23 protein-coding genes are annotated in these 19,356 nt (G+C 74.6%); 17 read left to right on the top strand and 6 right to left on the bottom strand.

The features are described 5' to 3' along the window. The coding region (locus tag ACFWEK_RS06870; RefSeq protein ID WP_430553553.1) for a MerR family transcriptional regulator at window positions 1-302 on the bottom strand (302 nt) is incomplete at its 3' end. A gap of 203 nt (window positions 303-505) precedes the next feature. Between ACFWEK_RS06870 and ACFWEK_RS06875 the strand changes: the two genes are divergently transcribed. After that, complete coding sequence (locus tag ACFWEK_RS06875) at window positions 506-796, top strand: WhiB family transcriptional regulator (protein WP_380317624.1); 291 nt, start codon at window positions 506-508, stop codon at window positions 794-796. 55 nt (window positions 797-851) lie between these two features. On the opposite strand, the gene groES is transcribed toward ACFWEK_RS06875, so the two are convergent. Further along, entirely contained in the window at window positions 852-1,148 is a 297-nt protein-coding gene (groES, locus tag ACFWEK_RS06880) for a co-chaperone GroES (protein WP_079572552.1), read from the bottom strand. 208 nt (window positions 1,149-1,356) lie between these two features. Between groES and ACFWEK_RS06885 the strand changes: the two genes are divergently transcribed. Continuing rightward, on the top strand, window positions 1,357-2,592 hold the full coding sequence (locus ACFWEK_RS06885) for an SAM-dependent methyltransferase (RefSeq protein WP_430553554.1): 1,236 nt from the start codon (window positions 1,357-1,359) through the stop codon (window positions 2,590-2,592). 93 nt (window positions 2,593-2,685) lie between these two features. Then, on the top strand, window positions 2,686-3,837 hold the full coding sequence (locus ACFWEK_RS06890; protein ID WP_430553555.1) for a glutamate--cysteine ligase: 1,152 nt from the start codon (window positions 2,686-2,688) through the stop codon (window positions 3,835-3,837). Here the strand turns inward: ACFWEK_RS06890 and ACFWEK_RS06895 are convergent. The 3 genes from ACFWEK_RS06895 to tsaD are packed head-to-tail and all read right to left on the bottom strand — an operon-like array spanning window position 3,834 to window position 6,283. Further along, window positions 3,834-4,202 carry a nuclear transport factor 2 family protein gene (locus ACFWEK_RS06895; protein ID WP_430553556.1) on the bottom strand — a complete coding sequence of 123 codons (369 nt, stop codon included), beginning with the start codon at window positions 4,200-4,202 and terminating at the stop codon, window positions 3,834-3,836. The genes ACFWEK_RS06890 and ACFWEK_RS06895 overlap by 4 nt on opposite strands. Beyond that, window positions 4,199-5,179 carry a class I SAM-dependent methyltransferase gene (locus ACFWEK_RS06900; protein ID WP_430553557.1) on the bottom strand — a complete coding sequence of 327 codons (981 nt, stop codon included), beginning with the start codon at window positions 5,177-5,179 and terminating at the stop codon, window positions 4,199-4,201. Before ACFWEK_RS06900 ends, ACFWEK_RS06895 begins: the two co-directional genes overlap by 4 nt. Window positions 5,180-5,221: 42 nt before the next feature. Next, window positions 5,222-6,283 (bottom strand): tRNA (adenosine(37)-N6)-threonylcarbamoyltransferase complex transferase subunit TsaD, encoded by a 1,062-nt coding sequence (gene tsaD / locus ACFWEK_RS06905; protein WP_430547473.1) that lies wholly within the window; start codon window positions 6,281-6,283, stop codon window positions 5,222-5,224. Between the two features lie 170 nt (window positions 6,284-6,453). On the opposite strand from tsaD, the gene urtA reads away from it, so the two are divergent. Genes urtA through ACFWEK_RS06965 form a run of 12 tightly spaced genes read left to right on the top strand, consistent with a single transcriptional unit; the run spans window position 6,454 to window position 17,114 of the window. Next, on the top strand, window positions 6,454-7,737 hold the full coding sequence (gene urtA, locus ACFWEK_RS06910) for an urea ABC transporter substrate-binding protein (protein ID WP_430553558.1): 1,284 nt from the start codon (window positions 6,454-6,456) through the stop codon (window positions 7,735-7,737). A 21-nt stretch (window positions 7,738-7,758) separates the two neighbouring features. Beyond that, on the top strand, window positions 7,759-8,643 hold the full coding sequence (gene urtB / locus ACFWEK_RS06915; protein ID WP_430547471.1) for an urea ABC transporter permease subunit UrtB: 885 nt from the start codon (window positions 7,759-7,761) through the stop codon (window positions 8,641-8,643). Further along, the gene (gene urtC / locus ACFWEK_RS06920) at window positions 8,640-9,800 is read left to right on the top strand and encodes an urea ABC transporter permease subunit UrtC (RefSeq protein ID WP_430553559.1); all 1,161 of its coding nucleotides are present in this window, start codon (window positions 8,640-8,642) and stop codon (window positions 9,798-9,800) included. Before urtB ends, urtC begins: the two co-directional genes overlap by 4 nt. Further along, window positions 9,797-10,636: an urea ABC transporter ATP-binding protein UrtD gene (gene urtD, locus ACFWEK_RS06925; protein WP_430553560.1), complete on the top strand. Its 840-nt coding sequence runs from the start codon at window positions 9,797-9,799 to the stop codon at window positions 10,634-10,636. The genes urtC and urtD overlap by 4 nt, the downstream gene beginning before the upstream one ends. After that, window positions 10,633-11,334 (top strand): ATP-binding cassette domain-containing protein, encoded by a 702-nt coding sequence (locus ACFWEK_RS06930; protein ID WP_430553561.1) that lies wholly within the window; start codon window positions 10,633-10,635, stop codon window positions 11,332-11,334. The genes urtD and ACFWEK_RS06930 overlap by 4 nt, the downstream gene beginning before the upstream one ends. Before the next feature lie 31 nt (window positions 11,335-11,365). Then, window positions 11,366-11,668, top strand: a complete 303-nt coding sequence (locus ACFWEK_RS06935; protein WP_429727897.1) for an urease subunit gamma — start codon at window positions 11,366-11,368, stop codon at window positions 11,666-11,668. A 49-nt stretch (window positions 11,669-11,717) separates the two neighbouring features. After that, window positions 11,718-12,104, top strand: a complete 387-nt coding sequence (gene ureB / locus ACFWEK_RS06940) for an urease subunit beta (protein ID WP_430553562.1) — start codon at window positions 11,718-11,720, stop codon at window positions 12,102-12,104. Further along, a complete protein-coding gene (locus ACFWEK_RS06945; protein ID WP_430553563.1) occupies window positions 12,104-13,807 on the top strand; it encodes an urease subunit alpha in 1,704 nt (567 codons plus the stop codon). Before ureB ends, ACFWEK_RS06945 begins: the two co-directional genes overlap by 1 nt. Window positions 13,808-13,813: 6 nt before the next feature. Further along, entirely contained in the window at window positions 13,814-14,572 is a 759-nt protein-coding gene (locus tag ACFWEK_RS06950) for an urease accessory protein UreF (RefSeq protein WP_430547465.1), read from the top strand. Next, the gene (ureG, locus tag ACFWEK_RS06955) at window positions 14,565-15,347 is read left to right on the top strand and encodes an urease accessory protein UreG (RefSeq protein ID WP_430553564.1); all 783 of its coding nucleotides are present in this window, start codon (window positions 14,565-14,567) and stop codon (window positions 15,345-15,347) included. The genes ACFWEK_RS06950 and ureG overlap by 8 nt, the downstream gene beginning before the upstream one ends. Then, entirely contained in the window at window positions 15,331-16,134 is an 804-nt protein-coding gene (locus ACFWEK_RS06960) for an urease accessory protein UreD (RefSeq protein ID WP_430553565.1), read from the top strand. The genes ureG and ACFWEK_RS06960 overlap by 17 nt, the downstream gene beginning before the upstream one ends. Then, on the top strand, window positions 16,131-17,114 hold the full coding sequence (locus tag ACFWEK_RS06965; protein WP_430553566.1) for a HoxN/HupN/NixA family nickel/cobalt transporter: 984 nt from the start codon (window positions 16,131-16,133) through the stop codon (window positions 17,112-17,114). Before ACFWEK_RS06960 ends, ACFWEK_RS06965 begins: the two co-directional genes overlap by 4 nt. On the opposite strand, the gene ACFWEK_RS06970 is transcribed toward ACFWEK_RS06965, so the two are convergent. After that, window positions 17,055-17,474, bottom strand: coding sequence for a MarR family winged helix-turn-helix transcriptional regulator (locus tag ACFWEK_RS06970; RefSeq protein WP_430547461.1), 420 nt, complete (start codon window positions 17,472-17,474; stop codon window positions 17,055-17,057). The two genes, ACFWEK_RS06965 and ACFWEK_RS06970, sit on opposite strands and share 60 nt — an antisense overlap. Before the next feature lie 86 nt (window positions 17,475-17,560). Here ACFWEK_RS06970 and ACFWEK_RS06975 point away from each other — a divergent pair, with 86 nt between their 5' ends. Together ACFWEK_RS06975 and ACFWEK_RS06980 are read left to right on the top strand one after the other, a co-directional pair. After that, the gene (locus tag ACFWEK_RS06975) at window positions 17,561-18,616 is read left to right on the top strand and encodes a substrate-binding domain-containing protein (protein ID WP_430547460.1); all 1,056 of its coding nucleotides are present in this window, start codon (window positions 17,561-17,563) and stop codon (window positions 18,614-18,616) included. A 71-nt stretch (window positions 18,617-18,687) separates the two neighbouring features. Then, on the top strand, window positions 18,688-19,311 hold the full coding sequence (locus ACFWEK_RS06980) for a malonic semialdehyde reductase (RefSeq protein WP_430547459.1): 624 nt from the start codon (window positions 18,688-18,690) through the stop codon (window positions 19,309-19,311). The last annotated feature ends 45 nt before the right edge of the window (window positions 19,312-19,356 follow it).

A 19,356-nucleotide genomic window follows, 5' to 3' on the forward strand; every position in this document is an offset into this window, starting at 1 on the left:
GCCTCCTCGGTCGCCTCCTCGAGCTCCTCGACGCCGGCCTCGAGCGCGGCCTTCGCGGCGTCGACCGGCGCGACGCCCTCGAGCGTGAGCCGGCGCATCACGAGCAGGCGCGCCACGTCCTCGGGCGTGTAGCGGCGGTGTGATCCCGCGGTGCGGGCGGACGGTCCGAGTCCGTAGCGTCGGTCCCACGTGCGCAGGGTCGCCGGAGCGACCCCCAGGCGCCTGGCGACCGCCGCGACGGCGAGGCCCGCGCTCGACGCGCGAGACCCGCCCCCGTGAGGAGCGGGTCGGGATGAGGTCATGGCGTCGATTCTGCCGAGAGGACCGGAGGGTCGCCACTGCTCCCCCGGGCGCGCCGCCGTAATCGTCGACGTCGCAGGTCAAAGCCGTTCAGAAGCCCGACGAACCCATTCAGCCCCGCCTGTGAAGTTGAACACTGAATCATCGAATCCGGTCACGAAATCGGACCTTGAACAACTTCTGCACAACTTGTAGGTTGTTCGCCATGACGGAGATCTCGAGGCTTCCCGGTCCGGTGATGGAGCTGTGGGAGTGGCAGTACCAGGGCTCCTGCCGCGACGCGGACGACACGTTGTTCTTCCACCCCGAGGGTGAGCGCGGCTCCACGCGCCGGCGCCGGGCCGAGGCGGCGAAGGCGATCTGCCGCTCGTGTCCCGTGATGATGCAGTGCCGGGAGCAGTCGCTCCGGGTCCGGGAGCCCTACGGGGTCTGGGGCGGTCTCAGCGAGGACGAGCGCTCCGCCATCCTCGCCGGCGGCGCCCGCAAGACCGGCTGACAGCACGAAGGCCCCGCACCGACGACGGTGCGAGGCCTTCTGCGTGCTGGTGTCGTCAGGCGACGACGACCGCGAGGATGTCGCGGGCCGAGAGGACGAGGTAGTCCTCACCGGCGTACTTGACCTCGGTGCCGCCGTACTTGCTGTAGATGACCTTGTCACCGACCTTGACGTCGACCGGGACGCGGTTGCCCTTGTCGTCGAAGCGACCCTCGCCCACGGCCAGGACCTCGCCCTCCTGGGGCTTCTCCTTGGCGGTGTCCGGGATGACCAGGCCGGAAGCGGTCGTGGTCTCGGCCTCGATGGCCTTGACGACGATCCGGTCCTCGAGCGGCTTGATGGGGACCGACACGTCGGACCTCCTTGATTCGCGATGCGTGGATGGACTAGCTGATTGACCAGGTCGCGTCCGAGGGCTGGCCGTCGTCGCGGGTGCCGGTACAGCCTTGCGGTCGCTGACGACAAATCTAGGCAGGCGTTAGCACTCTGACAAGTCGAGTGCCAGAGGTCGGCGGGTCGTTCGCCCAGGGCGTCACCCGCTCGCCTGAGACGATGGCCCGATGGACGCCGCCTCCGTGAGCAAGCTGCTGAGCCCGGACGGGTGGGCGCTGCTCAACTCGCTCCCCCCGTACGACGAGAAGCAGGCCATGGCCCTGGCCACCCGGCTGCGGGCCGACGGGGTCGACGCCGACCTCGCAGCGGCCGCGCTCACCCAGTCGCGGCTGCGGGCCAAGGCCCGCGCCAAGCTCGGCGACTTCGCCGAGGGGATGCTCTTCACGCCCGACGGCGTGGAGCAGGCCACCCGCCTCGTGGTCGCCGCGCTGCACGCCCGCCGCTACCTCGCCGCCGGCGTCACCAAGGTCGCGGACCTCACGAGCGGGATCGGCGCGGACGCGCTCGCGTTCGCGGGGGTCGGGCTGCGCGTCCTGGCGACCGACGTCGACGAGATCACCGCCGCCCTCGCCACCGTGAACCTGCGCCACTTCCCCGAGGCGGAGGTGCGGCACGCCGACGGGCTCGCGCTCGACCTCGCCGCCGAGGGGGTCGACGGCGTCTACGCGGACCCGGCGCGACGCACCCGTGGCGGACGGCGCGTCTTCGACCCGGCCGCGTACGCGCCCCCGCTCGACGCCGTGTGGGACCTGCGCACCCAGGTCCCCGCGCTCGGCATCAAGGTCGGGCCGGGCATCCCGCACCAGGGGCTCCCCGACGACGCGGAGACGCAGTGGGTCTCCGTGGACGGCGACGTCGTCGAGGCGGGGCTCTGGTTCGGGCCGCTCGCCCCCGCGGGGCCCGGCCGGTCCGCGCTCGTGCTCGCGACGTCGGGCGGGGCGACGACGTCGCGCTCCCTGCGCACGGACCTGCACGACGACGCAGGCGGCGCCGACCTCGTGCCCGACGTCGGTCCCGTCGGCGCCTACCTGTACGAGCCGGACGGCGCGGTCATCCGCGCCGGGCTCGTGGCGCACGCCGCGGCCGAGCTGGGCGGCCGCCTGCTGGACCGCACCATCGCCTACGTCACGACCGACCAGCCCGCCGCGCCCCCGGCCGAGGGGGCTGCGCCGCTGGCCACCGGCTACCGCGTGCTCGACGTCATGCCGTTCAACCTCAAGCGGCTCAAGGCCTACCTGCGCGAACGCGGCGTCGGGCGGCTCACCATCAAGAAGCGCGGCACCGCCGTCACGCCCGAGCAGCTGCGCGCCCAGCTCTCGCCGAAGGGCGACGCCGAGGCGACCCTCGTGCTCACGCGCGTCGGCGGCGCGCAGCACGTGCTCGTCGTCGAGCCGCTGCGCTGATCCCGCACCCGGGCGCGCGCGAGGAGGCGGTCGCGCCGAGACCGGGCCGGACCGGCGCGCGGCCCGCCGTCCGCCCGTGGAAGCATGGCCCGCATGGTGCTGGAATTCGCCGCCTCCGAGCGGTCGAGCGTCGGGCTCGAGTGGGAGCTCGCGCTGGTCGACGCCGACTCGGGCAACCTGCGGCAGGTGGCGCCCGCCGTCATCGAGGCGGTGGCCGACGACGTGCGGCACCGCTACGTGAAGCCCGAGTTCCTGCGGAACACGGTCGAGGTGATCAGCGGCGTGCGGCGCACCGTGCCCGAGGCGATCGCGGACCTCGAGCGCGGCATCGCCGCCATCCATGACGCCACCGGCCCCATGCGCGTGGACCTCATGGGGGCGGGCACGCACCCGTTCGCGCACTGGTCGCAGCAGAAGGTCACCGACAAGAAGCGGTACGCCACCGTCGTCGACCGGGCGCAGGTCGTGGGCCGCCAGCAGATCGTCTACGGCGTGCACGTGCACGTCGGCATCGAGGACCGCGCCAAGGTGCTGCCGATCGTCAACTCGCTGCTGGTGTACCTGCCGTACCTGCAGGTGCTGTCCGCCTCGTCGCCGTTCTTCGGCGGCGACGACACCGGCTACGCGTCGATGCGGACCATGATCTTCCAGCAGCTGCCCACCGCGGGGCTGCCCTACCAGTTCGGGGCCTGGTCCGAGCTGGAGCGGTACGTCGCGGACATGCTGCACACCGGCGTCATCGACGACTTCACGGAGGTGCGGTGGGACGTGCGCCCCGCCCCGCACTTCGGCACGGTCGAGATGCGGATCTGCGACGGCACGTCGAACACGTTCGAGCTCGCCGCCCTCGGTTCCCTCGTGCACTGCCTGGTGGAGCACCTGTCGACCCTGCTCGACGAGGGCCGCCCCCTGCCCACGATGCCGGCGTGGTTCGTGCACGAGAACAAGTGGCGCGCGGCCCGCTACGGCACCGACGCGATCATCATCCTCGACGACGCCGGCGAGGAGGAGCTCGTCACCGACGCGCTGCCGCGCCTGCTCACGACGCTCGAGCCCGTCGCCGAGCGGCTGGGCTGCGCCGCCGAGCTCGACGGCGTGCGCGAGATCGTGCGCCGTGGTGCGTCGTACCAGCGGCAGCGGGAGGTGGCCCGCGTGCACGGCGGCGGCGCCGCGGCGCTCGAGGCCGTGGTCGCGTCGCTCGTCGCCGAGCTGCACGCCGGGCGGCCGCTGCCCGCGGCCGGCTAGGGCGCCGTCTCGGCGGCCGGCGCGAGCGTGGCGGCCAGGACCTGCCAGCCCTCGTCGGCACGCACCCAGAGGCGCGTGTAGACCAGCCGCGCCGACACCGCGGTGCCGCTCTGGACCGCGTCGACGGCGGCGACCAGCCGGGTCGTCCCGCTCGCGGCGTCCTCCCGGACGTCGAGCGACTCCTCCTCCAGGCGGGTGACCCGCAGCAGCCCCGACCGGTAGCTCTCCAGGTCGTCCTCCCGGGAGAACACCGAGCCGTCCGGGCCGGCGCCGACGCACCGGGGATGCAGCAGCGCCCCCAGCGCGTCGACGTCGCCGGCGCGCTGGGCGGCCTGGAGCGCTCGCTCGGCAGCGAGAAGGCTCATCGCACGGCCCCCCGCTCCTTCTCGAAGTCCCACACGACGAGCGAGGGCGTCCCCGCGTACGCCGCGCCCGCCGCCGCCGGGACCCACGGCATCAGCTCCCAGAGGGTCGGCGGCCTGGCCGGGTCCTCGAGCTCCAGGTCGGCTGCGGGGTCGAAGGCCCCCGTCCGGGAGTCCGGGGCCGCGGTGTACTCGCGCCCCCCACCTGCTCCTCCGTCGACGTCGTCCGCGCCGCCGACGTACTCGCGGCAGAACCGCGGCGCCAGGCCCACGGGGAGGGCCGCCTGCAGGTACTCGCTCGTGGCGTGGAACCAGTTCGGGATGTACCCGAACTCCCCGTCCGCGCCCTCGACGAGCGGGTAGAGCGGCGACCCGGTGAAGTACCCCCGCGTGTCGGAGACGACGAGGCGGCCGCCGGGTCGCAGCACGCGCGCCAGCTCGGCGAACACCGGCCCCAGGTCCCGCACGTGGCACAGCGCGAGGGTGACGAGGACGAGGTCGGCGGACGCGTCGTCCACGGGCAGCTCGTGCAGGTCGCCCTCGGCGAACCGTGCCCCCGGGACCTTGGCGCGGGCGATCTCGAGCATGTCGGGCGACGAGTCGACGCCGAGCACGTCGTGCCCCTGCTCGACGAGCCACTCGGTGTGCCGGCCCGTCCCGCACGCCGCGTCGATCGCGACGCCGCGGGGCAGGTGCTCCATCAGCGGCCGGACGAGCGGCTCCTCCATCCCCCAGAACCCGTTGGGACCGTCGTAGCGGGGCGCCCAGTGCCGGTAGCCGTCGCGGGTGGTGATCGGCGGGACGTGGTGGCCGTCGCCGAACCGGTCGGCCGCGTCGAGCAGGGCCCGGACGTCGGCCAGCCGCGCCTCGACGAACGCGCGGTCGTGCTCGCCGGCGAACGCGCGCAGCAGCGCCACGCCCTCCAGCCCGACGAGGTACGCGAGCGGGTGCTGGTAGATGGTGGGGCGGTCGGTGTCCACGGTCGGGACGCTACCGACGCGGCCCGGCGGCCACGAGTCTTTTCAGACGGTGATGGTGGTCATCGGCATCGACGAGTCGACCGGGAAGTCGAAGCTCGACGGCGCCGCCCCGGCGCGCACGACGGCGGAGCCCAGCGCGGCGATCATCGCGCCGTTGTCGGTGCAGTAGCGGATCGGCGGGATGCGCAGGTCGATGCCCGCCTCCGCGCAGCGCTTCGCGGCCATCTCCCGCAGCTGGCTGTTGGCGGAGAACCCGCCGCCCACGACGAGCGTCTCGACGTCGTGGCGGCGGCACGCGGCGATCGTCTTCGCGGTGAGCACGTCGGCGACCGCGGCGGCGAACGACGCGGCGACATCGGCCGCCGGCACCTCGCGCCCGGCGTCGACGCAGGCCTCGATCCAGCGGGCGACCGCCGTCTTGAGGCCGGAGAAGGAGAAGTCGTAGGCGTGCTTCGCCTGGTCCTTCGCGGCGGTGAGGCCGCGCGGGAAGCGGATGGCCTCCGGGTCGCCCTCGCGCGCGAGCCGGTCCACGTGCGGGCCGCCCGGGTAGGGCAGGCCGAGCAGGCGGCCGACCTTGTCGAAGGCCTCGCCGGCCGCGTCGTCGAGCGTGGAGCCGAGCTCGGTGACGTCCGTCGCGACGTCGTCCACGAGCATGAGCGAGCTGTGACCGCCCGAGACCACGAGCGCCATCGTGCGGCCGTCGAACGGGCCGTCGACGAGCTGGTTCACCGCGGCGTGCCCGATGACGTGGTTGACGCCGTACAGCGGCTTGTTCAGGCCGATCGCGAGCGCCTTCGCGGCCGACGCGCCGATCGTCAGCGGGCCGACCAGGCCCGGCCCGGCGGTGACGGCGATCGCGTCCACCTCGGACAGGTCGACGTCGGCCTCGCCGAGCGCGCGCCGGATCGTGGGGACCATCGCCTCGAGGTGGGCGCGGCTCGCGACCTCCGGGATGATCCCGCCGTAGCGCGCGTGCTCGTCCATGGAGCTGGCGACGGCGTCGACCAGGAGCTCGTCGCCGCGGACGAGCGCGACGCCCGTCTCGTCGCAGGAGGTCTCGATACCGAGGACGAGGGGGTCACCGACCCCGTGCGCGGATGCCATGGCCCCATGATCGCACCGGAGGCGCGGCGGTGGCGCCGACCCTCTCTCCGGCACCGCTCCCACCAGGCGTAACACGATGGTGACACCGAACTCACGGCGGGGACACGTGGGCGTACTTGGGTTCATCTGAACCTAACCGGCCCCACGGGCCACGGCCACGAAGGAGCACCATGCGTCCTCGAAGCAGCACGGGCACCACGCGCACCGGCACCACCCGACCTGTCGTCGCCTCCCTCGCCGTCCTCGCCGTCGCCGCCCTCTCGGCCTGCGGGGCCCGGGTTGACGCGGCGAGCGGCGACGCCTCGGCCTCCGCGGCGGAGGGCTGCGTCGACACCTCGGGCGACGCGGTCAAGGTCGGCTTCCTCAACTCGCTGTCGGGCACGATGGCGATCTCCGAGCAGACCGTGCACGACTCGCTCCAGCTGGCCGCGGCCGAGATCAACGCCGACGGCGGCGTGCTCGGCAAGCAGCTCGAGATCGTCTCCGAGGACGGCCAGTCCGAGCCCACCGTCTTCGCGGAGAAGGCGACCAAGCTCATCACCAGCGACTGCGTCGCGGCCGTGTTCGGGGGCTGGACGTCGGCGTCGCGCAAGGCGATGCTGCCCGTCTTCGAGGCCAACGACTCGCTGCTGTTCTACCCGGTGCAGTACGAGGGCCTCGAGGCCTCGGAGAACATCTTCTACACGGGCGCCACGACCAACCAGCAGATCGTGCCGGCCCTCGACTACCTCGCCGAGCAGGGCACCAAGTCGCTGTTCCTCGTGGGCTCGGACTACGTCTTCCCGCGGACCGCCAACAAGATCATCAACGCGTACGCCGAGGCGCACGGCATCGAGATCGTCGGCGAGGAGTACGCGCCGCTCGGCCACACGGACTTCTCCACCATCGTCAACAAGGTGAAGGCCGCCGGGGCGGACGCGGTGTTCAACACCCTCAACGGCGACTCCAACGTCGCGTTCTTCAAGGAGTACAACAACGCCGGCCTGTCCGCCGACGACATGCCCGTCGTCTCCGTCTCGATCGCGGAGGAGGAGGTGGGCGGCATCGGCGTGGACAACATCGAGGGCCAGCTCACCGCCTGGAACTACTACCAGACGGTCGACAGCCCCGAGAACGACGCGTTCGTGGAGGCGTTCCGGGCGGAGTACGGCGACGACCGCGTGACGTCCGACCCGATGGAGGCCGCCTACACGTCGCTGTACCTGTGGAAGGCGATGGTCGAGAAGGCCGACTCCTTCGACGTTGCGGACGTGCAGGCGGCCGCGGACGGCGTCACCTTCGACGCCCCCGAGGGCACCGTCGTCGTGGACGGCGAGAACCACCACGTCGCCAAGACGGCGCTCGTCGGGCGCATCGGCGAGGACGGCCTCATCCACACCGAGTGGAGCTCCGAGGAGCCCATCGAGCCGGACCCGTTCCTCGAGGGCTACGACTGGGCCGACGGGCTCTCCTGACCCGGGGCCCCTGGACACGACATGGACACCCTCCTCTCCCAGCTCTTCGCGGGCCTGAGCCTCGGCTCGGTGCTGCTCCTCGCGGCCCTGGGCCTCGCCCTGACCTTCGGTCAGATGGGCGTGATCAACATGGCCCACGGCGAGTTCATGATGGCGGGCGCCTACACGGCGTTCGTGATCCAGGGGCTGCTCGGCGACCCCGGCGCGAGCCTGCTCGTGTCGCTGCCGCTCGGGTTCCTCGTCGGCGGGGCGCTCGGGCTGCTGCTCGAGGCCACGCTCATCCACCGCATGTACCGGCGGCCCCTGGACACGCTGCTCGTCACGTGGGGCGTCGCGCTGCTGCTGCAGCAGGTGGCGCGCGACGTGTTCGGCGCCCCCAACGTGGACGTGGCCGCGCCCGGCTGGCTGTCGGGCGCGGTCACGGTCGGCGGGCTCGCGCTGCCCAAGACCCGGCTGTTCATCCTCGCGCTGGCCGTCGTGTGCCTGGTCGCGCTGGCCGTCGTCATGAAGGCCACCCCCCTGGGACGCCGCATCCGGGCCGTCGTGCAGCACCGCGACCTGGCGGAGGCGTCCGGCATCTCGTCGCGGGCCACCGACCGGCTGACGTTCTTCGTCGGCTCCGGCCTCGCCGGGATCGCCGGCGTCGCGCTGACCCTGCTCGGCTCGGTCGGCCCGACGCTCGGCACGGGCTACATCGTCGACGCGTTCCTCGTCGTCGTCGCGGGCGGCATCGGGCAGATCAAGGGCACCGTGATCGCGGCGACGGCGCTCGGCCTGCTGCAGGCGTTCTTCGAGTACTCCACCACGGCGTCCGTCGCGAAGGTCCTCGTGTTCGTCGTCATCGTCGCGTTCCTGCAGGTACGACCCCAGGGCCTGGTCTCGGTCCGGACGAGGAGCCTCGCATGACCGGCAGCACGAGCACCCGCACCGCACGACTGTCCGCCCTCGTCCGCCCGGGCCGGGCGCGCGCCCTGGCCGGGATCGGCCTCGCCGCCGTCCTGCTCCTCGCCGTCGCGCCGGTGCTGCTCAGCCCGTTCCGGCTCGGCCTGCTCGGCAAGTTCCTGTGCCTGGCCATGGTCGCCGTCGGCATCGGCCTCGCCTGGGGCCGCGGCGGCCTGCTCACCCTCGGCCAGGGCGTGTACTTCGGCCTGGGCGCCTACGTCATGGCGATGCACCTCAAGCTCGCCGACGCCGGCCCGGGCGGCGTGCCCGACTTCATGCTGCTCTACGGCACCGGCGAGGTGCCCGGCTGGTGGGAACCCCTGCGCTCGCCGGCCGTCGCCCTCACCCTGGTCGTGCTCGTGCCCGCCGCGCTCGCCGCCGCCCTCGGCTGGGCCGTCTTCACGCGGCGGGTGCGGGGCGCGTACTTCGCGATCCTGTCGCAGGCCCTCGCCGCCGCGTTCGCCATCCTGCTGATCGGCCAGCAGCAGACGACGGGCGGCACCAACGGGCTCAACGGGTTCCGGTCGTTCTTCGGCTACGACCTCGCCGACCCGGTCAACCAGCGGATGCTCTACCTGATCGCCGCCGGGGTGCTGCTCGTGATGGTCGTGGTCGCCCGCCAGCTCATGGTGTCGCGCTTCGGCGAGGTCCTCGTCGCCGTCCGCGACCAGGAGGACCGCGTCCGGTTCCTCGGCTACGACCCGGCGGCCGTGAAGACCGTCGTCTACGTGGTCGCGGCCGTGATGGCCGCCGTCGGCGGGGCGCTGTTCGTGCCCATCGTCGGGATCGTCTCCCCCGCCGACGTCGGCGTCGTGCCGTCCATCGGCTTCCTCGTCGGCGTGGCCATCGGCGGCCGGGCGACCCTGCTCGGGCCCGTCCTCGGCTCCGTCGCCGTGAGCTGGGCGCAGACCTCGCTGTCCGAGCAGTTCCCCTCCGGCTGGATCTACCTCCAGGGGGCGCTGTTCGTGCTGGTCGTCGCCTTCCTTCCCGGCGGCCTGGCGTCGGTCGTGCCGATGCTGCGTCGCCGACGCCGCACCGTCCGTGAGGCGGAGCCGGACGCCCCCGCCGCGCCGGACGACGCCCCGTCCCCCGACCTCCTGCCCGAAGGGAGCCGCGCATGACCGAGCAGACCGAGCAGATCGACCTCGCCGCCGCCGACGCGCTGCTGGGGGACGACACCTCCCGGTTCCGCCACGACTACCTCGAGGTGCGCGGCCTGCGGGTGGAGTTCGGCGGCTTCGTCGCCGTCCGCGACGTCGACCTCACCGTCGCCCAGGGGGACCTCCGGTTCCTCATCGGCCCCAACGGCGCGGGCAAGACGACGCTCATCGACGCCGTCACCGGCCTCGTGCGGGCGGCCGGCGGCTCGGCCCGGTTCGGCGGGACGGAGCTGCTGGGGCGGGCCATGCACCGCGTCGCCCGGGCGGGCGTGGGACGCACGTTTCAGACGGCGAGCGTGTTCGAGCAGCTCACGGTGCTGCAGAACCTCGACATCGCCGCGGGCGCGCGCCGCCGGCCGACGACGATGCTCCGCCGGCGACGGGGCGTCCCGGAGGCGGTCGAGCAGGCGATGGAGACCGTCGGCCTCGCCGCGCTGCGCGACGTTCCCGCGGGCGTCCTGGCGCACGGCCAGAAACAGTGGCTCGAGATCGGGATGCTGCTGGTGCAGGACGCGCACCTGCTGCTGCTCGACGAGCCCGTCGCGGGCATGACCCAGGCGGAGCGCGAGGAGACCGGCGAGCTGCTGCGCCGGGTGGGCTCCCAGCGTGTCGTCGTGGTGGTGGAGCACGACATGGAGTTCCTGCGCTCCTACGCCGACTCGGTGACGGTCATGCACCAGGGCGCCGTCCTCGCCGAGGGGACGGTCGCCGAGGTGCAGCATGACCCGGCGGTCGTCGAGGTCTATCTCGGCGCCCCGGCTGGCGAACCCGGCACGACGACGGAGGGACCCGCATGATGCTCGAGCTGAGCGGCCTGAGCACGGGGTACGGCCGCACGGCCGTCGTGCACGACGTCGACCTCGCCGTCGAGGACGGCACGCTGACCGCCGTCCTCGGCCACAACGGGGCGGGCAAGACGACGCTCCTCAAGGCCGTGCTCGGCCTGCTGCCCGCCCGGGCCGGGTCCGTGCGCCTGGCCGGCGACGACGTGACGCGCTGGCCGACCCACCGGCGCGTGCGCGCCGGGATCGCGTACGTGCCGCAGGGCCAGCAGTCCTTCGGCCAGCTCACCGCGCGGGAGAACCTGCAGGTGGTCGCGGACGCCCACGGCGCCGCCGGCCGTCGCCGCACCGACGACGCGCTCGACCTGTTCCCCGCGCTGCGCGAGCTGCTCGGCCGCCAGGCGGGGCTGCTGTCGGGCGGCCAGCGCCAGCAGCTCGCCATCGCCCGGGCGCTCGTCACCGGCCCGCGGCTCCTGGTGCTCGACGAGCCCGCCGAGGGCATCCAGCCGAACGTCGTGAGCGAGATCTACGCGGCGATCACGACGCTGACGGCGGCGGGCGGGCTGTCCGCGCTGCTGGTGGAGCAGCACCTCGGCTACGCCGTCGAGCACGCCGCCGAGTACGCCGTGCTCGCGTCCGGCCGCGTGACCCACCGGGGCACGGGCGGCGGCGCCGACGCCCTCGCCGGCGCCCGCGAGGCGATGGCGCTGTGAACCGCACTCCCGTGCGCACCGAGGAGGGCCCGTGCACCTGACCCCCGCCGACACCGAGAAGCTGCTGCTCGCCGTCGCGGGCATGGTCGCGCGCGACCGCCTCGCGCGCGGCGTGCGGCTCAACCACCCCGAGTCGGTCGCCCTGCTGTCGTGCTGGGTGATCGAGCGGGCCCGCGACGGCGCCGACGTCCCGACCCTCATGCAGGACGGCCGCGAGGTGCTGGGCCGCGAGCAGGTGATGGACGGCGTGCCCGAGATGCTCGTCGACGTGCAGGTCGAGGCCACCTTCCCCGACGGCCGCAAGCTCGTCACCCTGCACCACCCCATCCCGTGACCCCGGTACCCGCCGGCCGCCCCGACCCGACCCCGATCCAGGAGGTCCCGTGACCGCTCACGCCCCCTCCGGCCCGGGCGCGACCCGCGTCGCTCCCGGCCGCCTCGAGCTCAACGTGCGCCCGGCGCACGAGCGGCTGCGCCTCGTCGTGGAGAACACCGGCGACCGGCCGGTGCAGGTGGGCTCGCACGTGCACCTGCCCGACGCCAACGACGCGCTCCGCTTCGACCGCGCCGCCGCGCACGGCTTCCGGCTCGACGTCCCGTCCGGCACGTCGCAGCGGTTCGAGCCGGGCGTGAGCCGCGAGGTCGACGCCGTGACGATCCGCGGCGCGCGGCGCGTGCCGGGCATCCGCCGGGGCAAGCGCGACGGCGGCGTGCTCGGCGCCGTCCCGACCCCGCAGGCCACGGCGCCGCACGAGGAGCAGGAGGACTGATGGTCTGGATCGACCGCGAGCGCTACGCGGCCCTGTACGGGCCGACCGTCGGCGACCAGCTGCGCCTCGGCGACACCGACCTGTGGATCGAGGTCACGGAGGACCGCACGGTCGGCGGCGAGGAGGCCGTGTTCGGCGGCGGCAAGTCCATCCGGGAGTCGATGGCGCAGTCCACGCGGAGCCGTGCCGCCGGGGCCCTGGACACCGTGATCACCGGCGTCGTCGTCCTTGACTGGTGGGGCGTGGTCCGGGCGGACGTCGGGCTGCGCGACGGGCGGGTCGTCGCGCTCGGCCGTGCGGGCAACCCGGACGTGGCCGACGGCGTGCACCCGGACCTCGTCATCGGGCCGTCGACCGACGTCATCTCGGGCGAGGGCCGGATCCTCACCGCCGGCGGCTTCGACCCGCACGTGCACCTGCTGTCGCCGTCGGCCCTGCACGAGGCGCTGGCCACCGGCATCACGACCGTCGCCGGGGGCGGCACGGGCCCGTCCGAGGGCTCGAAGGCCACCACGGTGACGCCCGGCGCCTGGCACCTGCGGTCCGTGCTGCGCGCGCTGGACCGCCTCCCGCTCAACGTGCTGCTGCTCGGCAAGGGCAACACCGTGGGCGCGGAGGCCCTCGCGGAGCAGGCCCTGGCAGGAGCGGCCGGGTACAAGGTGCACGAGGACTGGGGGTCCACGCCCGCGGCCCTCGACGCGGCGCTGCGGGCCGCCGACGAGTGGGGCCTGCAGGTGGCGCTGCACTCCGACTCGCTCAACGAGGCCGGGTTCGTCCAGTCCACGATCGACGCGATCGGCGGCCGCGGGATCCACGCGTACCACGTCGAGGGCGCGGGCGGCGGACACGCCCCCGACATCCTCACCATCGCGAGCCTGCCGCACGTGCTGCCGGGGTCGACCAACCCGACCCTGCCCCACACGGTGAACACCGTGGCGGAGCACCTGGACATGCTCATGGTCTGCCACCACCTCAACCCGGCCGTCCCCGAGGACCTGGCGTTCGCCGAGTCCCGGATCCGGGCGTCGACCATCGCCGCCGAGGACGTGCTGCACGACCTGGGCGCCATCTCCATCACCTCCTCCGACGCCCAGGCGATGGGCCGCATCGGCGAGGTGATCACCCGCACCTGGCAGGTGGCGCACGTGATGAAGCACCGGCGCGGGCCGCTGTCGGGCGCGGAGCCGGCGGACAACGACCGCGCCCGCCGGTACGTCGCGAAGTACACGATCAACCCGGCGGTCGCGCACGGCGTCGACGCCCACATCGGCTCCGTGGAGCCGGGCAAGCTGGCCGACCTCGTGCTGTGGGACCCCCGGTTCTTCGGGGTCCGGCCCGAGCTCGTGATCAAGGGCGGCGTGATCGCGTGGGCGGCGCTGGGCGACCCGAACGCGTCCATCCCCACGCCGCAGCCGGTGCTCATGCGTCCCGCGTTCGGCGACGCCGTCGGCGCGGACACCTCGCTCGCGTTCGTCGCGCCGGCCGCGATCGAGGACGGCCTGGCCGGGCGCCTGGCCCTGCGCCGGCAGCTCGCCCCCGTCGCCCCCACGCGCGGCGTCACGAAGGCGGACATGCGCAACAACGACGCGCTGCCGGACATCGACATCCGCCCCGACACCTTCGAGATCCGCGTCGACGGCGACCTGGTGGAGCCCGCGCCCGCGGTGCGCCTGCCGCTCGCCCAGCTCTACTCGATGTTCTAGCCGCTCATGACGTCCCTGTCCCCGCACCCCGCCACGGTCGCGATGCTGCTCGCGGACGCCCGCCTGCCCGGCGGCGGGCACGCCCACTCCGCGAGCCTCGAGCCCGCGCTGCGCGGCGGCATGCCGCCGGCCGACGTGCCGGCGTGGATGGTCGGGCGGGCGACGACGGTCTGCCTGGTGGAGGCCGGCACGGCGGTGGTCACCGCCCGGCTGCTGGCCGACGCCGAGCCCGACGCCGGCTCCGTCGACGCGCCGCACGACCGGGTCGACGCCGTCGTGCGCGCCTGGGCGGCGCGGACGCCCTCCCCCGCGCTGCGGGACGCGTCGCGCCTGCTGGGCCGCGGGTACCTGAGGGTCGCACGCACCCTGTGGCCGGACAGCGCGGCCGTGCGCGTCGTCGCCCGGCACGACGCGGCGAGCCGCCGCCGGGAGAGCACGGGGCACCGGCACGGCACCGGCGCGCTGCCCCGCGCCGTCGTGCTCGGCGCGATCTGTGCGGCGGCCGGCGTCCTCCCGGCGGACGTCGTCCGGCTGACCGTCTACGACGACGCCCAAGCGGCGGCGTCGGCCCTGCTCAAGCTCGAGCCGCTGGACCCCCTCGCCCCGGCGCGGTGGGTCCTCGACGCGTGCGCCGCCGCCGAGGAGCACGTGCTCCGCGTCGCGGCGTGCGCCACCCCGGAGGACATCCCGTCCTCCGGTGCCCCGTTGACCGAGGGCTGGGCCGAGGCCCACGCCGTCACGACCCAGAGGTTGTTCCGTGCCTGAGACCACTCCCCCCGCCACCCCCGCGACCCCCGCGAGCCCGTCGCTCCCCGCCCGCGCCCTGCGCCTGGGCGTCGCCGGCCCCGTCGGCGTCGGCAAGTCCTCCCTGATCGCGACCGTGTGCCGGGCGCTGGCCGACGAGCTCGCGATCGGCGTCATCACCAACGACATCTACACCGACGAGGACGCGCGCTTCCTGCGCTCCGCCGGCGTCCTGGACCCCGAGCGCATCCGCGCCGTCGAGACCGGCGCCTGCCCGCACACCGCCATCCGCGACGACGTCACCGCCAACCTGCTCGCGGCCGAGGACCTCGAGCGCGACTTCGCGCCCCTCGACCTCGTGATCATCGAGTCCGGCGGCGACAACCTCACCGCCACGTTCTCCCCCGCCCTGGTGGACGCCCAGATCTTCGTGCTCGACGTCGCGGGCGGGGGCGACGTCGCGCGCAAGGGCGGGCCCGGCATCGGCCGCGCCGACCTCCTCGTGGTCAACAAGACCGACCTCGCGCCGCACGTCGGGGTGGACGTCGGGCAGATGGTCGCCGACGCGTCCGCCGCCCGCGACGGCCGGGACGTCGTCGCCCTGTCGCGCACGGACCCGGCGTCCGTCGCGGAGCTGCGGGCGTGGCTCCTCGGCGTGCTCGACCTGTTCCGCGCCGGCGCGCACGTGGCGCAGGACCCCGGACCGATGGCGCCGCACTTCCACGCCGACGAGGACGGCGGGGGCGTCCTGCACAGTCACGCGGACGGCGACGAGGCCCATGCCCACGCGCACTGAGCGTCGCACGCTCGTCGAGGTCGAGCCGGGCACCGTGCCGGGCGCCCCCGTGCGCGTCCGCACCCGGGACGGGCTGCTCGCGGCGCGGACCGTCGCGCGCGGGACGACGCACGCGGAGGTGGCGCTGGTCGCGACCGGCGCGGTGCTGCTCGGCGGCGACCACGTCACCGTGCAGGTGCGCGTCGCCGACGGCTGCGCGCTCACCCTCACCGACGTCGGCGGCACGGTCGCGTACGACGGCGAGGGCGTGCCGTGCCGCTGGGACGCCGAGGTGCGGCTCGGGGCCGGCGCGCGGCTCGACTGGGAGGGCCTGCCGTTCGTCGTGTCCACGGGCGCGGACGTGACCCGGTCGACGGACGCGGTGCTCGGCCCGGGCGCGCGGCTGCGGCTGCGCGAGACCGTCGTGCTGGGGCGCGACGGCGAGCGCGGCGGCCGCGTCGTGCTGCGGTCCCGCGCGCACGACGACGACGGGCCGCTGCTCGTCGAGGAGGTCGCCGCCGCCGGCGACCGCCCCGTGCCGGGGGTGCTGGGCGGGGCGCGCGTGATCGACACGGTGACCGACCTCCGGCGCACGCCTGACGACGACCTTGCCGACGACCCTGCCGACGACCCGGCCGCGATCAGCCTCGACGGCGCGGTGACGCTGCGCCTGGAGCGCGGCGGCACCCTGACCCGCTGGCTCGGGCCCGCCGCTCATCTCAGCCCGTTGCACCGGTCTCATCCCGTACCGGCCCGCCCCGTCGCGGCGCCGCCCGCACCGCCCCTCGTCCGTCTGGAGCCCGCATGACCCGCACCGCCCTCGTCGTCGCCGCCCTGCACGTCGTCGGGATCGGCGGCCTCGCCGCCACCCTCGCGCTGGACGGCGGCTCCGGCGCGATCACCCTCGTCATGGCCCTCACGGCGTACGGCTTCGGCCTGCGGCACGCGTTCGACGCCGACCACATCGCCACGATCGACAACACGACGCGGCGGCTCGTGCGCGAGGGCCGCGACGCGCGCGGGGTGGGCCTGTGGTTCTCGCTCGGCCACTCGACGGTGGTCGTGGGCGCCGCGCTGCTGCTCGCCGTCGGCGTGCAGGCGCTGGCGCCTGCGCTCGAGGACGAGTCGTCGCCCTGGCGCCGGTTCAGCGGCGTGTGGGGCCCGCTCGTGTCGGGCACCTTCCTGCTGACGATCGCCGTCGTGAACGTCCTGCTGCTGCGTCGCGCCCTGCGCGCCGGCCGGCGCGCGGACGGCGACGGCCACCACCACGACCTCGACGCCGTCGGCGGCCCGGTCTCGTGGGCGCTGCGCCGGTTCACGTGGGCCACCGACCGGCCGGGGCGCATGTACGGCGTGGGGCTCGTGTTCGGGCTCGGCTTCGACACCGCCACGGAGATCGGCCTGCTCGCGATGACGGCGTCGACCGCCCTGGGTCAGGTGCCGTGGTACGCGCCGCTGCCGCTGGCGGTCCTGTTCGCCGCCGGGATGTCGCTGCTCGACTCCCTGCAGGGCTCGGCCGCCCGGCGCGCGTACGCCCAGGCGGGCGTCGGCGCGGAGCGGGGCCGCCTGCGCTACGACGTGCTGGTCACCGGCGTCTCCGCGGCGGCCGCGGTGGGCATCGGCGGGGTGACCCTGCTGCAGGTGGCCGCCGAGCACGTGCCCGCCCTGTCCGAGGTGCCGGGCGCGTCGGTCGGCCTCGAGCCGTACGGCCTGGTGCTCGCCGGGGTGCTACTGGTCGCGTGGCTGGTCGCCCTGCTCCGCCTCCGCCAGCCGCGCGTCGAGGCCTGACAGCACGTCCTGCCCCCGCGACGACAGGTGGACGCGGACCACGCGACGGTCGAAGGCGTCCACCTCGCGGTACACCAGCGCGCGGGTGACGAGCGCGTCCACGCGGCGGCCGAGGGTCGCCTTGTCCGTGACCGTCGCGGCGCGCAGCTCGGACATCATGGCGCCCGGCCGGCGCCGCAGCGCGTCCAGCACGAGCCACTCGTCGACGGTGCAGCCGGCGGGGGCGAGGGCCTCGGACGCGCGTCGCGCGGCGCGCCGCCCGGCCACCACGGAGCCCCGCAGCGCGGCCGCGGCCGTCGCCCCGGACGCACCCCCGTCGGGGCCCGCCGTGGGGCTCTCCGACCACGTCGACGTCCGCATGCTGACCCGCCTTCCCTCGCCCTCGTACACTACCGGCCATCACAGGCCGGGGCCCGGAACAGGGCCCCTCGCGCGGACGGGACGTCATGTCGGACTTCGTCGTCGGCGTCCTGCTGCACTTCCAGGGGCCGGGCGGGATCTACGGCCCCTCGTGCCAGGCCGTCACGGAGCTCGCGGTCGCCGAGCTCAACGCCGCGGGCGGCATCCTCGGGCGCCCGGTGCGGGCCGAGCTGCTCGACGCCGGCCAGCCGGTCGCCAGGCTCCGTCAGCGCCTCGGGGCCGCGCTCGACGCCGGGCGCCTGCACGCGCTCACCGGCTGGCACACGTCGGCGGTGCGGCGCGCCGTCGTGCCGCTCGTGCAGCGCCGCGTGCCCTACGTCTACCCCGCGGCGTACGAGGGCGCCGAGACCCGCCCCGGGCTCTACGTCACCGGGGAGGTGCCGTCGGCGCAGCTCTTTCCCGCGATCGAGCGGCTGCGGGCCGAGGCGGGCACGCGCCGGTGGTTCGTCGTCGGGGACGACTACGCCTGGCCCCGTGGCACGTACGCGGCTCTCGCGCCGCAGCTGGCCGCGCTCGGCGCCGGGTTCGCGGGCGCGCGCTTCCTGCCCGAGCAGGGCGCGAGCGACGCGCAGCTCGCCGCCACGCTCGACGACGTGGCGCGCTCGGGCGCCGAGGGCGTGCTGCTGCTGATGGTCGGGCAGAACGGGGTGCGGTTCAACCGCCTGTTCGCCCGGCGGGGCCTGCACGAGCGGGTCGTGCGGCTCAGCACGCTCATGGAGGAGAACATGCTCATGGGCAGCGGGGCCGGCGCGACGGCGAACCTGTACTCGGCCGGCGGCTGGTTCCGCAGCCTCGCGACCGGCGAGGCGCTCGACCTCGTGGGCCGCTACACGGCGCACCACGGGCTGCACGCGCCCGCGATCGGCGCGGCCGCCGAGGCCTGCTACGAGGGGATCCTCGCGCTGCGGTCGATCGTCGAGCGGGCGGGCAGCGCCGCGGTCGCCGCGACCGACCGCTCCGTCGACGGGCTCGCGTACGAGGGGCCGCGCGGCCTGGTCCGGTTCCGCGGCAACCACGCGGAGCAGAGGCTGTACCTCGCGCGCGCCGACGGGTTCGACTTCGACCCCCTCGCGGCGCTGTGACCTGGAGCGCTGTGGGGCACGTCACGGCTGCATCCGGAATCATGCGTCTGCATCTATGTGTTCCGGCAACCATGACCGAGACCCTGACGCCCCCGTCCACGTCCCTCGCCGTCGGCGACGACGTGGCGGACCTCCTGTTCCGCTCCGCCCGCACGACCTCGCTCTTCACCGCCGAGCCCGTCACCGACGAGCAGCTCACCTCCGCCTGGGACCTGGCGAAGTTCGGGCCGACGGCGATGAACACGCTGCCGCTGCGCGTGCTGGTCGTGCGCTCCGGCGACGCCCGCCAGCGCCTCGTGACCCACATGGGCGACGGCAACAAGGACCGCGTCGCCGGCGCGCCGGTCTCCCTGGTGCTGGCCGCGGACCCGGCCTTCCACCAGCACCTCGACACCCTCTTCCCCGCCTACCCGGGCATGAAGGAGCAGCTGGAGCCCGCCGCAGAGGTCCGCGAGCAGATGGCCCGCAACAACGCCCTCATCCAGGCCGGGTACCTCATCGTGGGCCTGCGGGCCGCCGGCCTCGCAGCCGGCCCGATGAACGGCATGGACTTCGACGGCGTCGACGCCGAGTTCTTCGCCGAGTCCGGCTGGAAGTCGTTCCTCGTCATCAATGTCGGCCACGCCGAGGGCGAGGGCTCGCCCTACCCGCGCGGCCCGCGCCTGTCCTTCGACGAGGTCGCGCAGGTCCTCTGACCCGCGCCTCACGACGCACGGCCCGGTCCCCCGAGGGGGCCGGGC

This window comes from Isoptericola sp. NPDC060257 (assembly GCF_042726645.1).
Taxonomy (GTDB): Bacteria; Actinomycetota; Actinomycetes; order Actinomycetales; family Cellulomonadaceae; genus Isoptericola; species Isoptericola nanjingensis.

What these genes read in the sequence shown, in the direction of transcription:
- ACFWEK_RS06875 (WP_380317624.1), top strand. Translation starts at nt 506, where the DNA reads ATGACGGAGATCTCGAGGCTTCCCGGTCCGGTGATGGAGCTGTGGGAG.
- ACFWEK_RS06885 (WP_430553554.1), top strand. Translation starts at nt 1,357, where the DNA reads ATGGACGCCGCCTCCGTGAGCAAGCTGCTGAGCCCGGACGGGTGGGCG.
- ACFWEK_RS06890 (WP_430553555.1), top strand. Translation starts at nt 2,686, where the DNA reads ATGGTGCTGGAATTCGCCGCCTCCGAGCGGTCGAGCGTCGGGCTCGAG.
- ACFWEK_RS06895 (WP_430553556.1), bottom strand. Translation starts at nt 4,202, where the DNA reads ATGAGCCTTCTCGCTGCCGAGCGAGCGCTCCAGGCCGCCCAGCGCGCC.
- tsaD (WP_430547473.1), bottom strand. Translation starts at nt 6,283, where the DNA reads ATGGCATCCGCGCACGGGGTCGGTGACCCCCTCGTCCTCGGTATCGAG.
- urtA (WP_430553558.1), top strand. Translation starts at nt 6,454, where the DNA reads ATGCGTCCTCGAAGCAGCACGGGCACCACGCGCACCGGCACCACCCGA.
- urtB (WP_430547471.1), top strand. Translation starts at nt 7,759, where the DNA reads ATGGACACCCTCCTCTCCCAGCTCTTCGCGGGCCTGAGCCTCGGCTCG.
- urtC (WP_430553559.1), top strand. Translation starts at nt 8,640, where the DNA reads ATGACCGGCAGCACGAGCACCCGCACCGCACGACTGTCCGCCCTCGTC.
- urtD (WP_430553560.1), top strand. Translation starts at nt 9,797, where the DNA reads ATGACCGAGCAGACCGAGCAGATCGACCTCGCCGCCGCCGACGCGCTG.
- ACFWEK_RS06930 (WP_430553561.1), top strand. Translation starts at nt 10,633, where the DNA reads ATGATGCTCGAGCTGAGCGGCCTGAGCACGGGGTACGGCCGCACGGCC.
- ACFWEK_RS06945 (WP_430553563.1), top strand. Translation starts at nt 12,104, where the DNA reads ATGGTCTGGATCGACCGCGAGCGCTACGCGGCCCTGTACGGGCCGACC.
- ACFWEK_RS06950 (WP_430547465.1), top strand. Translation starts at nt 13,814, where the DNA reads ATGACGTCCCTGTCCCCGCACCCCGCCACGGTCGCGATGCTGCTCGCG.
- ACFWEK_RS06960 (WP_430553565.1), top strand. Translation starts at nt 15,331, where the DNA reads ATGCCCACGCGCACTGAGCGTCGCACGCTCGTCGAGGTCGAGCCGGGC.
- ACFWEK_RS06965 (WP_430553566.1), top strand. Translation starts at nt 16,131, where the DNA reads ATGACCCGCACCGCCCTCGTCGTCGCCGCCCTGCACGTCGTCGGGATC.
- ACFWEK_RS06970 (WP_430547461.1), bottom strand. Translation starts at nt 17,474, where the DNA reads ATGCGGACGTCGACGTGGTCGGAGAGCCCCACGGCGGGCCCCGACGGG.
- ACFWEK_RS06975 (WP_430547460.1), top strand. Translation starts at nt 17,561, where the DNA reads ATGTCGGACTTCGTCGTCGGCGTCCTGCTGCACTTCCAGGGGCCGGGC.
- ACFWEK_RS06980 (WP_430547459.1), top strand. Translation starts at nt 18,688, where the DNA reads ATGACCGAGACCCTGACGCCCCCGTCCACGTCCCTCGCCGTCGGCGAC.